Source organism: Ureibacillus endophyticus (genome assembly GCF_024159215.1).
GTDB lineage: Bacteria > Bacillota > Bacilli > Bacillales_A > Planococcaceae > Ureibacillus > Ureibacillus endophyticus.
Map to the genome: position 1 here is coordinate 355,188 of NZ_JAMYWW010000001.1, position 16,914 is coordinate 372,101.

Annotated in this window: 17 protein-coding genes and 1 riboswitch; of the genes, 12 read left to right on the top strand and 5 right to left on the bottom strand. The window is 35.4% G+C overall.

Features of this window, described 5'->3' with window-relative positions:
• Positions 1-2 precede the first annotated feature (2 nt).
• The 6 genes from NKR20_RS01750 to NKR20_RS01775 all read left to right on the top strand — a co-directional run bounded on the left by NKR20_RS01750 (position 3) and on the right by NKR20_RS01775 (position 5,167).
• Positions 3-1,379 carry a cobyrinic acid a,c-diamide synthase CobB gene (locus tag NKR20_RS01750; RefSeq protein ID WP_253423077.1) on the top strand — a complete coding sequence of 459 codons (1,377 nt, stop codon included), beginning with the start codon at positions 3-5 and terminating at the stop codon, positions 1,377-1,379.
• Complete coding sequence (locus NKR20_RS01755) at positions 1,376-1,909, top strand: cob(I)yrinic acid a,c-diamide adenosyltransferase (RefSeq protein ID WP_253423079.1); 534 nt, start codon at positions 1,376-1,378, stop codon at positions 1,907-1,909. The genes NKR20_RS01750 and NKR20_RS01755 overlap by 4 nt, the downstream gene beginning before the upstream one ends.
• A complete protein-coding gene (locus tag NKR20_RS01760; RefSeq protein ID WP_253423082.1) occupies positions 1,910-3,433 on the top strand; it encodes a cobyric acid synthase in 1,524 nt (507 codons plus the stop codon).
• Positions 3,405-4,199 (top strand): cobalamin-binding protein, encoded by a 795-nt coding sequence (locus NKR20_RS01765; protein WP_253423084.1) that lies wholly within the window; start codon positions 3,405-3,407, stop codon positions 4,197-4,199. Before NKR20_RS01760 ends, NKR20_RS01765 begins: the two co-directional genes overlap by 29 nt.
• Before the next feature lie 54 nt (positions 4,200-4,253).
• Positions 4,254-4,757, top strand: coding sequence for a GNAT family N-acetyltransferase (locus NKR20_RS01770; RefSeq protein ID WP_121213561.1), 504 nt, complete (start codon positions 4,254-4,256; stop codon positions 4,755-4,757).
• A gap of 206 nt (positions 4,758-4,963) precedes the next feature.
• Positions 4,964-5,167, top strand: coding sequence for a zinc ribbon domain-containing protein (locus tag NKR20_RS01775; RefSeq protein WP_121213562.1), 204 nt, complete (start codon positions 4,964-4,966; stop codon positions 5,165-5,167).
• 189 nt (positions 5,168-5,356) lie between these two features.
• Here the strand turns inward: NKR20_RS01775 and NKR20_RS01780 are convergent.
• Positions 5,357-6,927, bottom strand: a protein-coding gene (locus NKR20_RS01780; protein ID WP_419095282.1) for an IS3 family transposase whose coding sequence is annotated in 2 segments (ribosomal slippage) — positions 5,357-6,288 and positions 6,288-6,927 — 1,572 coding nt in all. Because the reading frame shifts where the segments join, the coding sequence is not laid out codon by codon here.
• Positions 6,928-7,088: 161 nt separating this feature from the next.
• Between NKR20_RS01780 and NKR20_RS01785 the strand changes: the two genes are divergently transcribed.
• Together NKR20_RS01785 and NKR20_RS01790 are read left to right on the top strand one after the other, a co-directional pair.
• The gene (locus NKR20_RS01785; RefSeq protein WP_253423085.1) at positions 7,089-7,769 is read left to right on the top strand and encodes a DUF554 domain-containing protein; all 681 of its coding nucleotides are present in this window, start codon (positions 7,089-7,091) and stop codon (positions 7,767-7,769) included.
• A gap of 61 nt (positions 7,770-7,830) precedes the next feature.
• The gene (locus tag NKR20_RS01790; protein WP_253423088.1) at positions 7,831-8,820 is read left to right on the top strand and encodes an NADPH:quinone oxidoreductase family protein; all 990 of its coding nucleotides are present in this window, start codon (positions 7,831-7,833) and stop codon (positions 8,818-8,820) included.
• Between the two features lie 290 nt (positions 8,821-9,110).
• Here the strand turns inward: NKR20_RS01790 and NKR20_RS01795 are convergent, their stop codons facing one another.
• The 3 genes from NKR20_RS01795 to NKR20_RS01805 all read right to left on the bottom strand — a co-directional run bounded on the left by NKR20_RS01795 (position 9,111) and on the right by NKR20_RS01805 (position 11,868).
• A complete protein-coding gene (locus NKR20_RS01795; RefSeq protein WP_253423090.1) occupies positions 9,111-10,187 on the bottom strand; it encodes a copper resistance D family protein in 1,077 nt (358 codons plus the stop codon).
• Between the two features lie 3 nt (positions 10,188-10,190).
• On the bottom strand, positions 10,191-10,733 hold the full coding sequence (locus NKR20_RS01800; RefSeq protein WP_253423092.1) for a copper resistance CopC family protein: 543 nt from the start codon (positions 10,731-10,733) through the stop codon (positions 10,191-10,193).
• A gap of 130 nt (positions 10,734-10,863) precedes the next feature.
• Positions 10,864-11,868 carry a nucleoid-associated protein gene (locus NKR20_RS01805; protein ID WP_253423094.1) on the bottom strand — a complete coding sequence of 335 codons (1,005 nt, stop codon included), beginning with the start codon at positions 11,866-11,868 and terminating at the stop codon, positions 10,864-10,866.
• Positions 11,869-12,018: 150 nt separating this feature from the next.
• Positions 12,019-12,107: riboswitch (TPP riboswitch) on the top strand.
• Between the two features lie 118 nt (positions 12,108-12,225).
• Here NKR20_RS01805 and thiW point away from each other — a divergent pair.
• The 4 genes from thiW (at position 12,226) to NKR20_RS01825 (ending at position 15,733) form a co-directional block, all read left to right on the top strand.
• A complete protein-coding gene (thiW, locus tag NKR20_RS01810; RefSeq protein WP_253423096.1) occupies positions 12,226-12,720 on the top strand; it encodes an energy coupling factor transporter S component ThiW in 495 nt (164 codons plus the stop codon).
• A gap of 87 nt (positions 12,721-12,807) precedes the next feature.
• Complete coding sequence (locus NKR20_RS01815) at positions 12,808-13,065, top strand: hypothetical protein (RefSeq protein ID WP_253423099.1); 258 nt, start codon at positions 12,808-12,810, stop codon at positions 13,063-13,065.
• A gap of 120 nt (positions 13,066-13,185) precedes the next feature.
• Positions 13,186-14,262, top strand: a complete 1,077-nt coding sequence (locus NKR20_RS01820; protein WP_253423102.1) for an NAD(P)H-dependent flavin oxidoreductase — start codon at positions 13,186-13,188, stop codon at positions 14,260-14,262.
• 247 nt (positions 14,263-14,509) lie between these two features.
• Complete coding sequence (locus NKR20_RS01825) at positions 14,510-15,733, top strand: IS110 family RNA-guided transposase (RefSeq protein WP_121216054.1); 1,224 nt, start codon at positions 14,510-14,512, stop codon at positions 15,731-15,733.
• A gap of 331 nt (positions 15,734-16,064) precedes the next feature.
• On the opposite strand, the gene NKR20_RS01830 is transcribed toward NKR20_RS01825, so the two are convergent.
• A complete protein-coding gene (locus NKR20_RS01830; RefSeq protein WP_121216021.1) occupies positions 16,065-16,613 on the bottom strand; it encodes a DUF420 domain-containing protein in 549 nt (182 codons plus the stop codon).
• Between the last annotated feature and the right edge of the window lie 301 nt (positions 16,614-16,914).

The following is a 16,914-nucleotide window of genomic DNA, read 5'->3' on the forward strand; positions in this document are numbered from 1 at the left end:
CATTGACACAACGAAGAATAGTAATAGCAGGTACCGGAAGTGGTGTAGGGAAGACTACCTTAACAATTGGATTGATGGCTGCCTTAAAAAAGCGTGGGCTAGTTGTTCAGGGATTTAAGTGCGGTCCAGATTATATCGATCCTTCCTATCATACTGCTGTAACGGGTCGAGTATCTCGTAATTTAGATAGTTGGATGTTAATGAAAGATAGAGTGTTAGATATTTTTCATCATGGAACTAAGGGTGCAGATATTTCAGTAATTGAAGGGGTTATGGGCTTTTATGATGGGAAAAATCCCGAGACCAATGAAGGTAGCACTGCTGAAATTAGTATGATAACGCAAAGTCCAGTCCTACTTGTGGTTAATTGTGCAAGTATGGCTAGAAGCGCGGCAGCAATTGTGAAGGGATTTCAATTATTTGCTGAAGGGTCAAACATCGTTGGGGTTATTGCCAATAAAGTGGGAAGTGAAGGTCACTATCAACTTGTTAAAAAGGCGATAGAACAAGAATGTGGAATTCCGGTGATTGGCTATTTGAAAAGAGAACTAGATATTGAAATTCCAGAAAGGCATCTTGGGTTAATTCCATCGCTGGAAAGAGGCGAACTTGACGGCTTTTTTGAACAATTAAGTTCCCTCGTTTCAGAAACGATAGATATTGATCGATTACTTGAAATTTCTGTAGCGAACCTCTTAAATGTGGCAAATGATTCACTATTTAATGAGCAAAAAGAGCCAATCGTAAAAATAGCAGTGGCAAAAGATGCAGCTTTTAATTTCTACTATCCTGAGAACCTAGAAATGTTGAAATCAAAAGGTGCTGAAATTACTTATTTCTCACCACTTGCCAATGAAGAAGTACCACAAGATGCTGATGGTTTGTATATTGGTGGGGGATTTCCAGAAGAGTTTGCAGATACTCTTGCAAATAATGAACAGGTAAAAGACTCGGTAAAACAAGCGATTGAGAGTGGTATGCCAACCCTTGCTGAATGTGGTGGCTTTATGTATTTAACAGAATCCATTGAAACGACAGACAACAATAAATTTGAAATGGTCGGAGTTATTCCAGGTGCAGTGCAAATGCAAACAAGACTTACAGCACTAGGCTATAGAGAAATAACTGGACAAAATTCAAACTTCCTATTAGATAACTTAAAAGCAAAAGGACATGAATTTCACTATTCAACGTATCAACCAACAGAAGAACCAACATTCGCCTACGAAACAAAGGGTATGCGAGGAGTAAAAAAAGAGGGATATTTAACACATAATCTAGTAGCGGGGTATACCCATTTTCATTTTGCATCTTGCCCGGAGATGGTGGACAACTGGATTAATAAATGTTTAGAACGTAAAGGAGAGATTACTACATGAAAAAGGGACTCACACTAGTTTATACAGGCGATGGCAAAGGGAAAACAACTTCTGCTTTAGGACTAGCTTTGCGTGCAACAGGGAGAGGCTTAAAAGTAAAAATCTATCAATTTATCAAATCTCCAGAGCGCACTTATGGTGAGAAAATTGCGTTACAAAAGCTAGGAGTAGAAGTGGTTCAACTTGGCATCGGATTTACTTGGACAAAAACACCTGAGGAACATCGTGAAGCATTAAAAAAAGCGTGGCCAATTGCTCGTGATACCGTAATGAGCGGAGAATATGATTTAGTCATTTTAGATGAATTAAATAATGCGTTAGCAATCAATTCATTCCCTATTGATGATTGTATCCCACTTAAAGAAGTACTAGAAGTCATTAAAAATAAACCATCCCACGTGCACTTAGTCATTACAGGAAGAGATGCAAAACAAGAGATAAAAGATATTGCAGATCTGGTATCGATCATCGAACCGGAAAAGCACTATTATAATGAGGGTATTCCTGCAGTGAAAGGAATTGAATTTTAAATGGAGAGAGCCATTCCTTTAATGATTCAAGGAACTCATTCAGATGCAGGGAAAAGTGCCATTGTTACGGCGTTGTGCCGAATTTTTAAGCAAGACGGTTATAAAACAGCACCTTTTAAATCTCAAAATATGGCTTTAAATTCCTATATAACGGTGGATGGGAAAGAAATTGGTCGTGCTCAAGGTGTACAAGCTGAGGCAGCTGGAATTGTTGCAACAACTGATATGAATCCAATCTTAATCAAACCAACTGGTGAATACCAATCGCAAATTGTTGTTCATGGAAAGCCATACCGTAATATGAAAGCTGGCGAATACCGTCAAAATTTTTTTGAAGAAGGCTATAAGTTAATTTCTGAATCTTACAACAGATTAGTAGAGGGTTTTGAGCGAATCATTATCGAGGGTGCCGGAAGCCCTGCAGAAGTGAACTTAAATGATCGAGAGCTAGTCAATATGCGAGTTGCTCAAATTGCAAATGCCCCTGTAATTTTAGTGGGAGACATTGAAAAGGGTGGCGTTTTTGCAAGTTTAGTAGGCACGTTGCAATTACTTACGCCGGAAGATAAAAAACGGGTAATTGGTGTAATCATCAATAAATTTAGAGGCGATGTATCACTACTTCAGCCTGGATTGGATTGGTTTGAAGAATATACAGGAATACCTGTGTTAGGTGTCGTCCCTTATATTCATAACTTACTAATTGAAGCAGAAGATTCGGTCGTTTTAAGTAAATATTCCTCTGTACAAAATTCAACAAAAGATATCGATATTGCAGTAATAAGGCTTCCATTCATATCAAACTTTACAGATATTGATCCGCTTTTTGAGGAAACAGATTGTCATGTTCGTTTTGTCAAAAACATTGAAGAACTTGGAGAACCAGATTTAATTATCTTACCTGGTAGTAAAAATACAATTGAAGACATGTTGTTTTTGCATAATACGGGCCTTGCCAATAGAATTTTAGATTTAGTCTACAAGAAAGATAAAATGATTTTCGGCATTTGTGGTGGGTATCAAATGTTAGGGGATCAAATTACCGATCCTTATGAAGTAGAATCATCACTTAAGGAAATCCATGGTCTCGGTTTAGTTCCAATGAAAACAACGATGACGCTAAATAAAACAACGGTACTTTCTAAAGGAATTGCCCATTTTGGAGATGTGAGAATTTCTGTAGAAGGGTATGAAATTCATATGGGCGAAACTTACTTAGAAGAGGATTGGAATCATCTAATTCATTTAAAGGATAGAAGTGAAGGGATTATTACTTTAGATAAAAAGATTATCGGCACTTACTTCCATGGTATATTCCATAACGATCTTTTCCGTGAAGTTGTGTTGAATGAATTAAGAGTGACAAAAGGGTTAGAACCAATCGAAAATCGAGCGTCTTTTGAGCGGAAAAAAGAGGAAGGCTTCGATTTATTAGCTGAAGTTGTACGTGAAAATATTCAATTAGATCGGATTAAAAAATTGATGGAGGAGTACTATGCGAATCATATCCATTTGTCCAAGTAACACAGAGTTAGTTGGATACTTAGGTTTGAAAAATAATCTAGTCGGTGTAGATAACTACTCAGATTGGCCAGAAGTTGTGAACTCGTTGCCAAGAGTAGGTCCAGACTTAGAGATTGATATGGATAAGGTAGAACAGTTGCAGCCTGACATTGTATTAGCGTCTCTTACAGTACCTGGAATGGAACGAAATATTGAGGAGTTGGAAAAAAGAAAACTTCCTTATGTGATAGTGCCTAATCCAAAGACGTTGAAAGAAGTAGGTGAAAGCCTTCTATTTGTTGGAGAAGTGACAAATACTACTGACAGAGCAAAGGAATTAGTTGATAAGTATAATACTTTTCTTGAAAAATATCGAGGTTTATCTAAGCAAATTTCAGAGCCTACAAAGATTTACTGGGAATGGTGGGCAAAACCGATTTTTACGCCAGGTGCTGAAAACTGGTTAACTGAAATTAGTACCCTTGCTGGTGGGCGGAATGTTTTTGATGATGTGCCTGTTTCAAGTGTAAAAACAGATTGGGAAGACGTGAAAAGTAGAAATCCTGAAGTAATCTGTGTAGTGTGGGTAGGGGTACAGAAAGAAAAAGTGAATCCTAAAGTGATTGTGAAGCGTGGCGGGACAGAACAGATGCAACTTCATATTTTAGAAGAGCATTTGTTTTGTAGACCTTCTCCAAAATTATTAATAGGGTTGGCGAAGATTGCTAGTATTCTACACCCAACTATTTTCCCTAAATTTGATGAAAACAAGGATCCTTTGTTGTAATTTCATGTAATAAGATATAACATGGAATAAAATTTACTAAAGGTGTGTGTTTGTATGTCCCTAGAAATTACGTTTAGAGATGCAACCCTTGAAGATTTACCAACGATTGTAGCGATTTATAATACAACGATTGCGAGTCGCATGGTCACTGCAGATACAGAACCCGTTACAGTGGAAGATCGGCTGAAATGGTTCCATGAACATTCACCGGCTAAACGCCCATTATGGGTAGTAGAGACAGATGGAAAGATTTGTGGTTGGGTTAGCCTTCAATCTTTCTACGGAAGACCCGCTTATAATGCTACGGTTGAAATTAGTATTTATCTCGATGAAAAATATAGAGGGCATGGTCTTGGAAAAACGGTATTGGCAAAAGTAATCAAAGAAGCTCCAAAGTGTGAAGTAGACACGTTACTTGGATTTATCTTTGCTCACAATGAACCTAGTATCCGCTTATTTAACAGCTTTGGATTCGAAAAATGGGCACACCTTCCTGAAGTTGCAACATTAGATGGTGTAAAACGTGATTTAGTGATATTAGGTAAAAAGCTACGCTAGCGTTTCTACTTAGGTAGAAGCGTTTTTTATAGGTGTGATTCGAAATCCGCCAAAGTTGTGATTAATTCCGCCAAACTAGGCAAAATATCCGCCAACTTTCGGGCTTTTTCCGCCAAAAATTTTAATTTATCCGCCAAACAATAATCCCGAAACCTTCTTAGTACTCAATCGTATATGTATTAACAACATAAATGGGAGGATCTCATATGAATGAAAAAGGGTGCGTGAAGTGCGGTAGCAAAGATGCAGCAACGAAAGAAGTGGCGATGACAGGAACGGGGTTGTCTAAAATGTTTGATATTCAACATAATCAATTTGTAGTTGTCTACTGTAAAAATTGTGGCTATTCAGAGTTCTATAATAAGCAATCTTCTACAGGTTCAAATATTCTTGATTTATTTTTCGGATAAACTAATGGAGGTGTCAAAAAAGTAATAATTTTTTGGACACCTCTTTTCTTTCTTGATAAATATCTCTTATGAATTATTGTTCCTGCGGTGGTCGAAATAAATTTCCACTATCCTCGTCGCAAAGGAGTTGTCTCAAAATGACTTTGAACTGCTCCCCGTCAAGTAGACAGTGTAAATAATAAAAATGATTTAAGCGGCTTGAGACCTAAATTCTAAAGGACTTAAGCCGTTTAATCTTTTTTGGTAACGTTTATTGTTATAAAAATCTATGTAAACTTCAATTGCTTTTTTTAATTCGTTATACGTTTTAAACTTTTTTAAATAATACATTTCACATTTCAACTTGCCCCAGAAGCTTTCAATCGGACTATTATCGATACAATGTCCCACACGTGACATACTATGGCTCATTTTAGCTGTTTCTAAAATGGTTTTAAATTTCCTTGATGTATATTGATAACCTCGATCACTATGTATTAACGGTGCTTCACCTGGATTTAACTGTCGAATAGCTGCTTTTACATTTTGAAATACAAGTGGATTATTGTTCGATTTTCCAATAGTGATGTCGACAATTGAACCATCATATAAATCAAGGATGGCGCTTAAATATGCTTTTTGTCCGTCCCCGTATTTGAATTCTGTGACATCTGTACACCATTTTTGATTTGGCTTTTCCGCCTTAAATTCTCGATTTAAAATGTTTTCTGCCACATGGTCTGCAGGAGACTTTTTATATCTTTTCCGCTTACGACGAATAACCGCCTGTATACCAAATAAACGCATTAATCGATAAATACGCTTCTCATTTACTACTGGTTGATTGTTAATAGTTCTTTCTCGATTCAATGTAAGAGTTATGCGGCGATAGCCATAAATACCATTCACTTGGCTATGTAGAAGGCGAATCGATTCTAATAATTCTTCATTCTCTAATTGTCGCTTAGATGGTTTACGGTTTCTCCATTTATAAAAGGCGGCACGCTTAATTTCGGCAACCTCACACAATAAGACAATCGATATTTGTTCTTCTTGATGAACCGCTTCAATGGCTTCATAACATTGTTGTGATCGATATTGTGTTAACGATGCCTCCTCTCCAGCTCCTCTAACTTTTTTAGTAATAAATTCTCCGCACGTAACCGTTCATTTTCACGTTCTATTTGTTTAATTTTTAGTTGTAATTTCTCTGATTCTGTTCGTTCTTCTTCTGATTTTTTTCGTCCACGTCGGTCCTCTAAAGCATGTTCACCAGAAACTTCATATTTTTTCACCCATTGATACACCTGTTGATAAGAAACTTGGTACTTCGTTGCGATTTCTTGATAATTCTTTCCGTTCATTAAACATTCTTGTGCGATTTGAATTTTTTCTTCTACAGTTTTGCGTCCTTTGGTCATAGTTTGGCTCATTCCTTTACCTGAATCTTTTAATTCTCTATGACCAGTATACTTTTTTACCCACTTCATTAAAATCGTTCTGCCGGAAATCTGGTGTTTCATCATCAATTCATACAAGGAATAGTCACCAGTTAAATAATCATTGACTGCGAGCAGTTTCTGTTCCTTTGTATATTGACGTTGTGGAAAACGATCATCAAATACGCATTCTCCAAAAACTTCAAATTTTAAACACCATTCTTTAATGGTACTTTTATGAATTTTAAATTGCGCTCCTAGCTGTTCAAAAGAATGATTTCCCGCCATATATAAACGGATGATTGATAACATCACTTCTTTAGGATACTTAAAAAATCCCATACAAAATGCCCCCAATAAGGTAAGATGATTTTTTTATTTCATCTATCTACCTAATTGGGAGCATATCAAATGACTTTTCAGACAACTCCTTTTTTACACTTTAATAAAGTAAAGTGTGACTGTAAAATATAGTTAGATAAATAGAACTGTGAGGGGAAATTATGATCGGCACAATTATCAATACTTTAGCGATACTAATTGGGAGTGCTGTAGGGAGTATTTTAAAAAAGGGAATTAAAGATGAATATCAATCGGCTTTATTTACTGCAATGGGTTTCGCTGCAGTGGCACTTGGAGTAAATGCAGTTGTACAAAATATGTCCAATAGTATCTATCCTGTATTATTTATTGTTAGCTTAGCGATTGGCGGGTTAGTTGGTACGGTGATTGACGTTGATGCAAAGTTTAACAATCTTGTTAATCGCTTTTCGAAGTCGAATTTAAGTAAGGGGCTATCAACTGCGATATTACTTTTTTGCATTGGAACATTATCAATTTTAGGTCCAGTTGAAAGTGCGTTAAATAATAACCATACATATTTATTTACAAACGCTACATTAGATTTGGTCACATCGATGGCTTTAGCTGCAACATACGGGTTTGGAATAGCCTTTGCAGCAGTTGTGTTATTTATATGGCAAACCTCAATTTATTTAAGTGCCCAATACATTGAACCATTTTTAACTGATGCACTGATGACAGAAGTTTCAATTGTTGGCGGCATTTTAATCTTAAGTTCGGGGTTAGCGATTTTAGGGATAAAAGAAACGAAATCATTAAATATGTTACCTGCACTCTTTATTCCAGTGATCTGGTTTGTCGGACTAGCCTTGTTTACATAGAAGGATAATACAATTCTTTGTGGAATTTATTAATAATCATCGTTCTGAAAGGGGCTTTACCATGTCAACATTTGATGCACTTGTAGTAAATAAACAGGATGAACAATTTTCTGTAGAAGTTCAAAAGTTAACATTTGAAGATTTACCAGAAGGAGAAGTCCTAATAGAAGTTAAATATTCTGGTATAAATTATAAAGATAGTCTTGCTACGATTCCGAATGGGAACATTGTGAAAACTTATCCATTTGTTCCGGGAATTGATTTAGCTGGTGTAGTTGTTTCTTCAGAAGACCCACGATTTAAAGAGGGGGATGAAGTCATTGCAACTAGCTATGAGATTGGGGTTACTCATTTTGGCGGATATAGCCAATTTGCTCGAATTCCATCTAAGTGGGTAGTTCCATTACCTGAAGGACTTACATTAAGAGATGCAATGATCTTTGGAACGGCTGGTTTTACTGCAGCTCTTTCTGTACAACGTTTAGAAGACAATGGTATCTCACCTGACAAAGGAAAAGTCCTTGTAACAGGAGCAACTGGAGGTGTAGGGAGTATAGCGGTCGCACTTCTCGCTAAGCTTGGTTACGAGGTCGAAGCGAGTACAGGAAAACTATCAGAGCAGGATTATTTGAAAGAACTAGGTGCATCTTCCATTGTTTCTCGTGAAGAGGTTTTGGATGGAAAAATAAGAGCTCTAGGTAAACAAAAATGGGCGGCTGCCGTAGATCCTGTTGGGGGAGAGCCTTTAGCAGCATTATTAAGTCAAATTCAATACAGTGGTTCTGTAGCTGTGAGTGGATTAACAGCTGGGACGAATGTACCTACAACAGTGTTCCCATTTATTTTAAGAGGCGTTAATTTATTAGGAATCGATTCTGTATATTGCGATATGGAGAGCCGCTTGAAAGTTTGGAAGCGTATTGCAGACATAAGTAAATTGTTAAATCTCGAGCAATTTGTTCAACAAGAAGTAACGCTACAACAACTCCCAGAAGTTTTACCAACACTACTAAAAGCACAAGCAAGAGGAAGAATATTGGTGAAGTTATAATGATTAAGGCAAAGTAGAAGCTTATACTTTGCCTTTTATTATTGAGTTAGTTGTTTTTTATTGAGAGAAAAGCTCTGAAAAGTGCCTTCCTAGAAATGATGAAGTCCAAATTCCAGTGAAAAAATGAAGGAAGTGACGTTCGTAAGCCGGATGAAGGACAAAACTCCGTGAAAAAATGAAGGAAGTGACCTTCATAAGCCGGATGAAGGACAAAACTCCGTGAAAAAGTGAAGGAAGTGACCTTCATAAGCCGGATGAAGGTCACTCAGTAGTAATACATTCAATCGCGATTAACCAACACTCAACATAAACGAAAGATATAAGCAAACCACAAGTAGAACGCTCATCAATAAAGATAATAAAACGGGGGCTTTCCTAATAAAAGATAAGATTGTCATAGCTAAAAAAAGCACAGCCAAAATAATAAACATAATACTATTTAAGTTTATTGATAGATGCAAAGATTCTTGAACTGGCACCTTGGAGAACATGGTAAACAGTTTCGATACAGTATCGGAGCTAATCACTGTCTCTTTGGGAGGTGACTGTTCGCCGAGTACTGCAGTTTCAGAAAAAATAAATAATATAATAATACTTTCAACTTTTGCCCAAGGGCGTGGGTCGAAATCGATATTCTTCTTCATTTCGCGTCTAATAATGATACCATTTAGGAAGGCGTAAAATAGTAGAGGAACAATGAACAGATGCTTTATTAATAGTGCCTGACCATATGGAATCATCCAAGAAGTTACATAATCATCCACGACAAAACTCATCAAAATAAGTCCACTAATCCCTGTAACGATAAAACAAAGAATGGCTACGGGCGTAAACCATTTTAAGAAGGCTAACCAATTCGATGAATCTTTAGAAAACCAGCTAACCACGATTAGAATGCCAATCCATAAACAGACAGCGGTTAAATGAGTAGTATCACTAATAAATCCCCATGTTGAATCAATTGAACTAGCATGACTTGACCAACCAACACCGACAATCGAAAGGCAGATAAGGACAATGCCAAAAAATCCATATAACGCTTCTTTACGATAATCTATTAAAAGAACAAAAATGAATAAAATAGTAGATAAAGTAAAAACAAACAGCCACGCTTTTCCTATTTCAAAAGTGAATACTACATTTTGAAACGATTCATAAAATCCACTAGTAGGAATTAAATAAAGAATGATTTGCAAAACTGGTATAAATGAAGAAATTGGAATTCCTATAATACTTAATAACAAGATCCTTTTTGGAGCAGTAATATCAGGTCGATAATTTTTAGGAATAAGAGAAAGTAAAAAACAACCAAATGTGATTGAAAGGCATAGGTATAAGAATACTTGACTAATAATTAATAAAAACATACATTATTTTTTTCTTCTCATGAACAAGAAACTACCAATAATAATGACAATTAATACAACTGCAATAATCAAAATGCTATTATTAGATTTTTCTTGCTCTGGTTCTTCGTTGTTTGCATCAATCACGGTTGTTGCTTCATTTTCTTCCACAGCTTGCTCTACCTCAGTTGTTTCTTCTACAGTTGTCTCTTCCTCAGGCACATTTACAGAAAAAGAAATTTCCCCCTCGATTAAATGACCATCCGCACCGATAATGTTCCAATTTATTTTGTAATCACCATTTTGTAATGGGGTTGGGATATCACCAACCAATTGTCGCTCTACAACTGAGATGTTATCAACAGGAATCGTTTCACCACTCGAGTTTTGAAGTGTGAAAGTACTGCCTTGTTCAATTTTTGTTTCAAAAGTTAGTTGTATTTGTTTAAGCTCTTCTTCAACGACTTTTCCTTGTTGAGGTGAGGAGGTTTCTAATCCAGTGTGAGCAAATGCATTCCCTATAAATGTGAGTAAAAATATAAAGCTAAAGAACAATATTTTTTTCATAACCAATAATCTCCTAATCGTTTTTAATATTAAGTTCAACCAATTATGGAAAAACTATTCATAAGGGCATTATATAAGTTAATTGTGAAGTTTGAATGAAAAAAAGCCCTGCAAATGCAGGACTTTAAGATTATTCTTCTTCTTGGAAGTAAATTTTATAATATTTTCGATTTGTAGATTCATCATAACCAACTTCAATTAAATCATCCACTTGCTCAATATCTCGTACATTCACTTGTATTTCAATATGAGAATCTAGTTTAATTTTTCTTTTATATTGTTTTTCCGCTTTTTCAATAGCACTATCAGAGATAATCGTCTCGTATGGTTTTACGGTATTGATGATAACATCTTTCTGAACTGCATCTGCTTGGGTAAATACAGAATCGATATAGTTATTCACCTGAAATTCTTCTTCATTTCTGAAATAATCAAGGGTTTTGTTTAACAAACCTAGTTTCTCAGTATTTGTAAAGCTTGCCTCTTTTAAAATATATTTTTTACATTCAGTTAATGCTAAGTTTGTTTTATGATAGTGTTCATCGGCAACTTTCACTTTTAAGAAACGTTCTTGCCAGTAAACGACATCTTCTTTTCTCTTCGTTTTAATAAAGATAGCAGGGGGCTCATCTGCACCCATATCTATAATAACCGCCATATTATTAATCTTCTTTACATTGATTCCATCGATGCCGTTTACCACCATTTTGTTCTGATCATTCTTCACATCTAAAAATATTTCTTTTTCATCAATTTTGACGATAGAAATTGCTTTTTTACTTTTGTTGTTCCAGATACATTGATCGAAAAGACCAACAAACAATTCACCGCCTTTTATATTCGGATGTTGAGAAGCACTATATAAATGTTTTGCAATATTTTTTGATTGTTCTAGGAAACTAGTTTCATTTTCAAAAATCGATTTTACATATGTATATATTTCGTTTAAACCAATATCAGATTCGTGGAAAAATTCGTATTGCTGGTCCAAATCAATTTTGTTAAAGGCTAATTGAGTGAATGCAGCTTCAAGCAATACTTCTGGATGGGCGAATTCCTCTTCCCCTAAGATGAGTGCATCACTTACATGGTGAACTATATATTTTAATAATTTACTATCGCTAACTTCAAGCATAAATCTTCACCTTTCATGAGTACTAGATAATTTACCTTATCATAGATGGGGTATTCTTTTCATGTATTTTTAAATAGTAATAATTGAAAGGATTTCCTATCAAAATACTTGAGAAATATTTGTAGAATGGTATGATAATGACAATCGAATATTTAACACTAGGGGCGCCATTCGGCTGAGAAGTACCCTTTGAACCTGATTTAGTTCGTACTAACGTAGGGAAGTGTACAATGATTTGCAACTTAATCATTCTGTTCATTTTCCCTATTTACATGTTTTGTGTAAATAGGGTTTTTTTATTGGGGAATGGGGGTACGCGCGCCGCTAGTGTAAGTAAAAAGGAAAGAGGGTTTTAGTGTGAACAAAACGAGGAAACTTACTTACACTGCAATTATTGCAGCAATTACAACAGCGTCAAGTACATTAATTTACATTCCATTAGGATTTGCAAAGGCTTTTCCAATTCAACATTTAGCAAATGTTATTTCTGCTGTTATGTTAGGTCCTGCCTACGCAGTTTTACAAGCAATTTTAACATCAACAATGCGTAATCTTTTAGGAACGGGTAGTTTGTTTGCTTATCCGGGCAGTATAATAGGAGCGTTACTGGCAAGTATTTTATATGCTAAAACGAAAAATTTAGAGCTAACGGCATTGGGAGAAGTGATTGGAACTGGAATATTAGGGGCAATGGCAACTTATCCAATTGGCATCTTATTTTTAGGTCAGGATGCGACACTTTTTGGGCTAATTCCAGCATTCACAGCTAGTTCATTTGTAGGTGCACTACTTGCCTATGTTGTTTTAAAGGTATTAGTTCGAAATAAAGCTATTGATCAAGTAATGAATTAAAGCAACCATAATAATATAAATATCGTTATAGATGCAACTAATCTATAATCTAATAAGAGATTGAGATATTGAGAGAGTGGGTGCTGTATGTCCGTTAGTATTTCACAAATAATCATTCTTCTTGTTTTTGTAGGTGGACCTTTATTTTACCCACTTCTAAGAAGGAAATGGGCTTGGAGTCTTACCGTTATTTTAGGCTACTTGCTCTATGGATTATGGGGATGGTTTCTTCATTCTACATCTGACATAACGGAGTATGGAACAGGTTATGGTATGTTCATTGTTCCGTATTTAATCATCATTACGATGATAGGGGCATTCATACAACGAAAAACAACTAAGTAGCGAGTAGACTTTGTACTACTCGTTTTTTTATTGGATTTTATCCCTTTTTGCAGTAAGAAGGACTTACTACTAAATGTAACGAACATAATTAAAGAAACTAAAATCATAGGGAGTTTAACGATGCTAACAAATGTACTAACGAAATTATTAAATATTGAATATCCAATTATACAAGCTCCAATGGCTGGTGGAGTTACAACTTCAAAGTTAGTAGCCAGTGTTTCCAATGCTGGAGGATTAGGGATGATTGGTGCAGGTTATATGACACCTACTCAAATGCGTGAACAAATTAGAGAATTAAAGCAGTTAACTTCAAATTCCTTTGGTATCAATTTGTTTGTCCCTAACGAATTTGAAGTTAATGAATATGAAATAAGATCAAGTAATCAAATAATGAACAGCTTTCGTGATGAGTTAGATTTACCACGAAAAGAAAATATAGAAGTACCTAATTTCAATTCTGTATATGAAACATTTATGGAGCAAATTCAAGTAGTCATTGAAGAGAGAATTCCAATCTGTACTTTTACATTTGGTATTCCTTCTGCTGATGTTATAGAAGAATTAAAGAAACATAACATCATTCTCATGGGAACAGCCACTACGTTACGAGAAGCAGTTGCAAATGAAAAAGCAGGTATGGATATCGTTGTTGTGCAAGGTAGTGAAGCAGGTGGGCATCGAGGCAACTTTATTGATAAAGATCAAGAGAGTTTAGTTGGTTTAATGTCACTAATTCCACAAGTTGTAGATAATGTAGGGGTTCCTGTTGTTGCTGCTGGGGGTATTATGGATGGTAGAGGACTTATGGCTTCGATTTGCTTAGGGGCAAAAGGGGTACAAATGGGAACAGCTTTCTTAACTTGCATCGAAAGTGGTGCACATCAGGTACATAAAGAAGCGATTCTTAATGTAGAAGGAGATACTACTGTTTTAACACGTGCTTTTTCTGGTAAATGGGCAAGGGGAATAAAGAACAGTTTCATTTCTGAAATGCAAGCACATCAAAACAATTTACCAAGTTTCCCAGTTCAAAATACACTCACTCAAGACATTCGCAAAAAATCAGGGGAACAACATAATGCAGAATTTATGTCACTGTGGTCTGGTCAAAGTGCAGCATTGGCGAAAAGTCAATCCGTTGAAACATTGATTCAAAATATAATTGAAGAAGCTAAGAGATTGAAAAATAACTAATAAAAAATACTAACATTAGTAGTACAAACCAAGGCCATGGTTTGTGCTACTATTTTTTTATAGTAGAAGTGAAGGAAAGTCGAACAGCTCCAGGGACCGTATGAGAGTCCGTAAAAAAAACCGGCTAACTTCACATCCTTATATGAATCAGTTTAGTATGTTGGGTCCAAGAGATCGTGTATAAGAAAGTGGAATCGATAAGGCAATGTGAGGACTTCTATGATTGGCTAAAAAGGAGAATAGAATGATGAATCATGTCATTGCGTTAGATGTGAGTAAAGGGAAAAGTTCGGTAGTTATGTATAATCAATATCGACAATGTGAATATGAAGGTGAACTAAATCATACCCGAGTTGATTTTGAACGATTACATAATCGTATTGAAGAAATAACGAAGTTTGATGGACAAGCACCTGAAATTGTCTTTGAAGCAACTGGTGTCTATTCGAAATCGGTAGAAGCATTTTTAAAAAATCATGGTTATACATATAGTCGGATGAACCCGCTTGAAGCGAACCTACAAATGGCAAAAATGCGACGTCATAAGACGGATGTAAGTGATGCACACGAATTAGCGAAAACACACTTTAAAATGGAGCGTGAAACGACATACGTTCAAGAGGATTATTATGAACAGATGCGAGCTCTCACACGTTATTACGATGAAGTGGATGAAGAAATAATTTTACTTAAAAGTCGGATGCATGCGATTTTGCATATGAGCTTCCCAGAGCTTGAAAAACTCATTACACCAAGTTCTGCTTTATTCTTAAATATCGTGCAGCTGTATCCACATCCAGCACTTGTATTAGCCCATTCAAAAACAGTAATTAAAAATCATTTAAAGGCAAATACAAAAAAGAACCTTTCACTTACTCGTGCAGAGAAAAAAGCAATTGAGCTAATCGAAGCAGCGCAAAATAGTTATCCAGCCATTAAACCGACAGATGTTCGATGTGATCAAGTAAAGGATTACGCCATACGGATTGCAGAATTGAAAGATAAAAAAGAAGCGCTTGTCCAACAGATGAAGACGTTATCAAAAGAACGTCAAGAATATCTTGTATTACGTTCTATTCCTGGTGTGGGCGATTCAACCGCTTGTCGTCTGATAGGTGAAATCGGTGATATTCGCCGTTTTAAAAATGCGAAACAATTAAATGCATACGCAGGAATTGATATTATGCGTTATCAATCTGGCAACACACAATATCGGGACCGAATCAATAAGCGTGGGAATAAACATTTGCGAAAAATTTTATATTTCATGATACAAGGGATGCTTATGTTAAAAGAAAAACCCAATCATTTTGCGGATTACTATTATAAATTAAAAAAGCAACCTCAGAGAAAGCCTCATAAGGTTGCGATGATAGCTTGTGTTAATAAATTTTTGAAAGTGACCTTTCAGTTATTAACACGAGGAATCCTATACGATTATGAGTCCGCACTACCAGCTCAGAAATCGTAATAAAACGTAATACAACTATATCATATAGACCTTTCGAAAAAAATAAAAATCGTTAGGTTTTTTCGGCATGAAAAAATTAGTTTTAGAAGGGAGGGGTACCCCTCCCTTCTAAAACTAATTCATTAAAATAAAAGAAATAACTTAAATATACTTGACTAATCGTAAGAAAAGGAGTTGTCTGAAAATTCATTTTTGAGACAACTCCTTTGTGACGAGGATAGTGGAAATTTATTTCGACTACCGCAGGAACAATAATTCATAAGAGATATTTATCAAGAAAGAAAAGAGGTGTCCAAAAAATTATTACTTTTTGGACACCTCCTTTTTGCAATTAATAGTATGGTGAAATCAATAAATAAACCAATACACCAGTAAGACTAACATATAACCAAAGTGGCATTGTCCAACGTGCAATTTTTTTATGTTTTTCTACCTTCATATTTAATCCTCTACCAAGTGTGATGAGTGCAAGTGGCACAATCACGGCTGCTAAAACAATATGTGTTAGAAGGACGAAATAATAAATATATTTCAAAATACCATCTCCGCCATAGCTAGTAGACTCGGCTAGAGAGTGATACGTTAAATAAGAGACGCAGAATAAAAATGTTGAAACAAATGCTGCAATTATAAAATTGCGGTGAACTTTAATGTTTCCCTTTTTAATCATGAACAGTGCAATTGATAAAAAGATAAAAGTAAAGCTATTCAAGATTGCATTCGCCAAAGGAAATACTGTTAATTCGACACCCCAAATTGTGTTATCTGGACTTTTTGGTATAAAATACGTTGCAAAAATAACACCAATAATTACAATGGATAAAATCCAAATTAGCGGATTATAATTGCGTTGGTTAGTATTGTTAATATTACTATTCATACGTTTCCCACTCCTATATTTAATGCCTTTAAATTAGCATAAGAAAATTATCTTCAAAGAGCAATATAAAAGGATTCGAATTCCTTTGAAAATGGAAAATGTCATCCTTTCGACAAACTTTGCATGAGTGCGGTGCTGCTAAGTATTGTGCTTTTTCTATGCCTCGTTTATTGATTTATAAATACGTATAAAAATAGAGGACATAGACAACATGAATACTGGTTCTAAAAGCTTTTATTGTATCTCTACCCTGTTTAAAGAATATATAATAGAAAATTTTTCACAAAAATAAAAAGTTTTA

Bases quoted from the DNA above. Each gene is read 5' to 3' on its own strand.
- NKR20_RS01755 (WP_253423079.1), top strand. From the start codon at position 1,376: ATGAAAAAGGGACTCACACTAGTTTATACAGGCGATGGCAAAGGGAAA.
- NKR20_RS01760 (WP_253423082.1), top strand. From the start codon at position 1,910: ATGGAGAGAGCCATTCCTTTAATGATTCAAGGAACTCATTCAGATGCA.
- NKR20_RS01765 (WP_253423084.1), top strand. From the start codon at position 3,405: ATGCGAATCATATCCATTTGTCCAAGTAACACAGAGTTAGTTGGATAC.
- NKR20_RS01770 (WP_121213561.1), top strand. From the start codon at position 4,254: ATGTCCCTAGAAATTACGTTTAGAGATGCAACCCTTGAAGATTTACCA.
- NKR20_RS01775 (WP_121213562.1), top strand. From the start codon at position 4,964: ATGAATGAAAAAGGGTGCGTGAAGTGCGGTAGCAAAGATGCAGCAACG.
- NKR20_RS01785 (WP_253423085.1), top strand. From the start codon at position 7,089: ATGATCGGCACAATTATCAATACTTTAGCGATACTAATTGGGAGTGCT.
- NKR20_RS01790 (WP_253423088.1), top strand. From the start codon at position 7,831: ATGTCAACATTTGATGCACTTGTAGTAAATAAACAGGATGAACAATTT.
- NKR20_RS01795 (WP_253423090.1), bottom strand. From the start codon at position 10,187: ATGTTTTTATTAATTATTAGTCAAGTATTCTTATACCTATGCCTTTCA.
- NKR20_RS01800 (WP_253423092.1), bottom strand. From the start codon at position 10,733: ATGAAAAAAATATTGTTCTTTAGCTTTATATTTTTACTCACATTTATA.
- NKR20_RS01805 (WP_253423094.1), bottom strand. From the start codon at position 11,868: ATGCTTGAAGTTAGCGATAGTAAATTATTAAAATATATAGTTCACCAT.
- NKR20_RS01815 (WP_253423099.1), top strand. From the start codon at position 12,808: ATGTCCGTTAGTATTTCACAAATAATCATTCTTCTTGTTTTTGTAGGT.
- NKR20_RS01820 (WP_253423102.1), top strand. From the start codon at position 13,186: ATGCTAACAAATGTACTAACGAAATTATTAAATATTGAATATCCAATT.
- NKR20_RS01825 (WP_121216054.1), top strand. From the start codon at position 14,510: ATGAATCATGTCATTGCGTTAGATGTGAGTAAAGGGAAAAGTTCGGTA.
- NKR20_RS01830 (WP_121216021.1), bottom strand. From the start codon at position 16,613: ATGAATAGTAATATTAACAATACTAACCAACGCAATTATAATCCGCTA.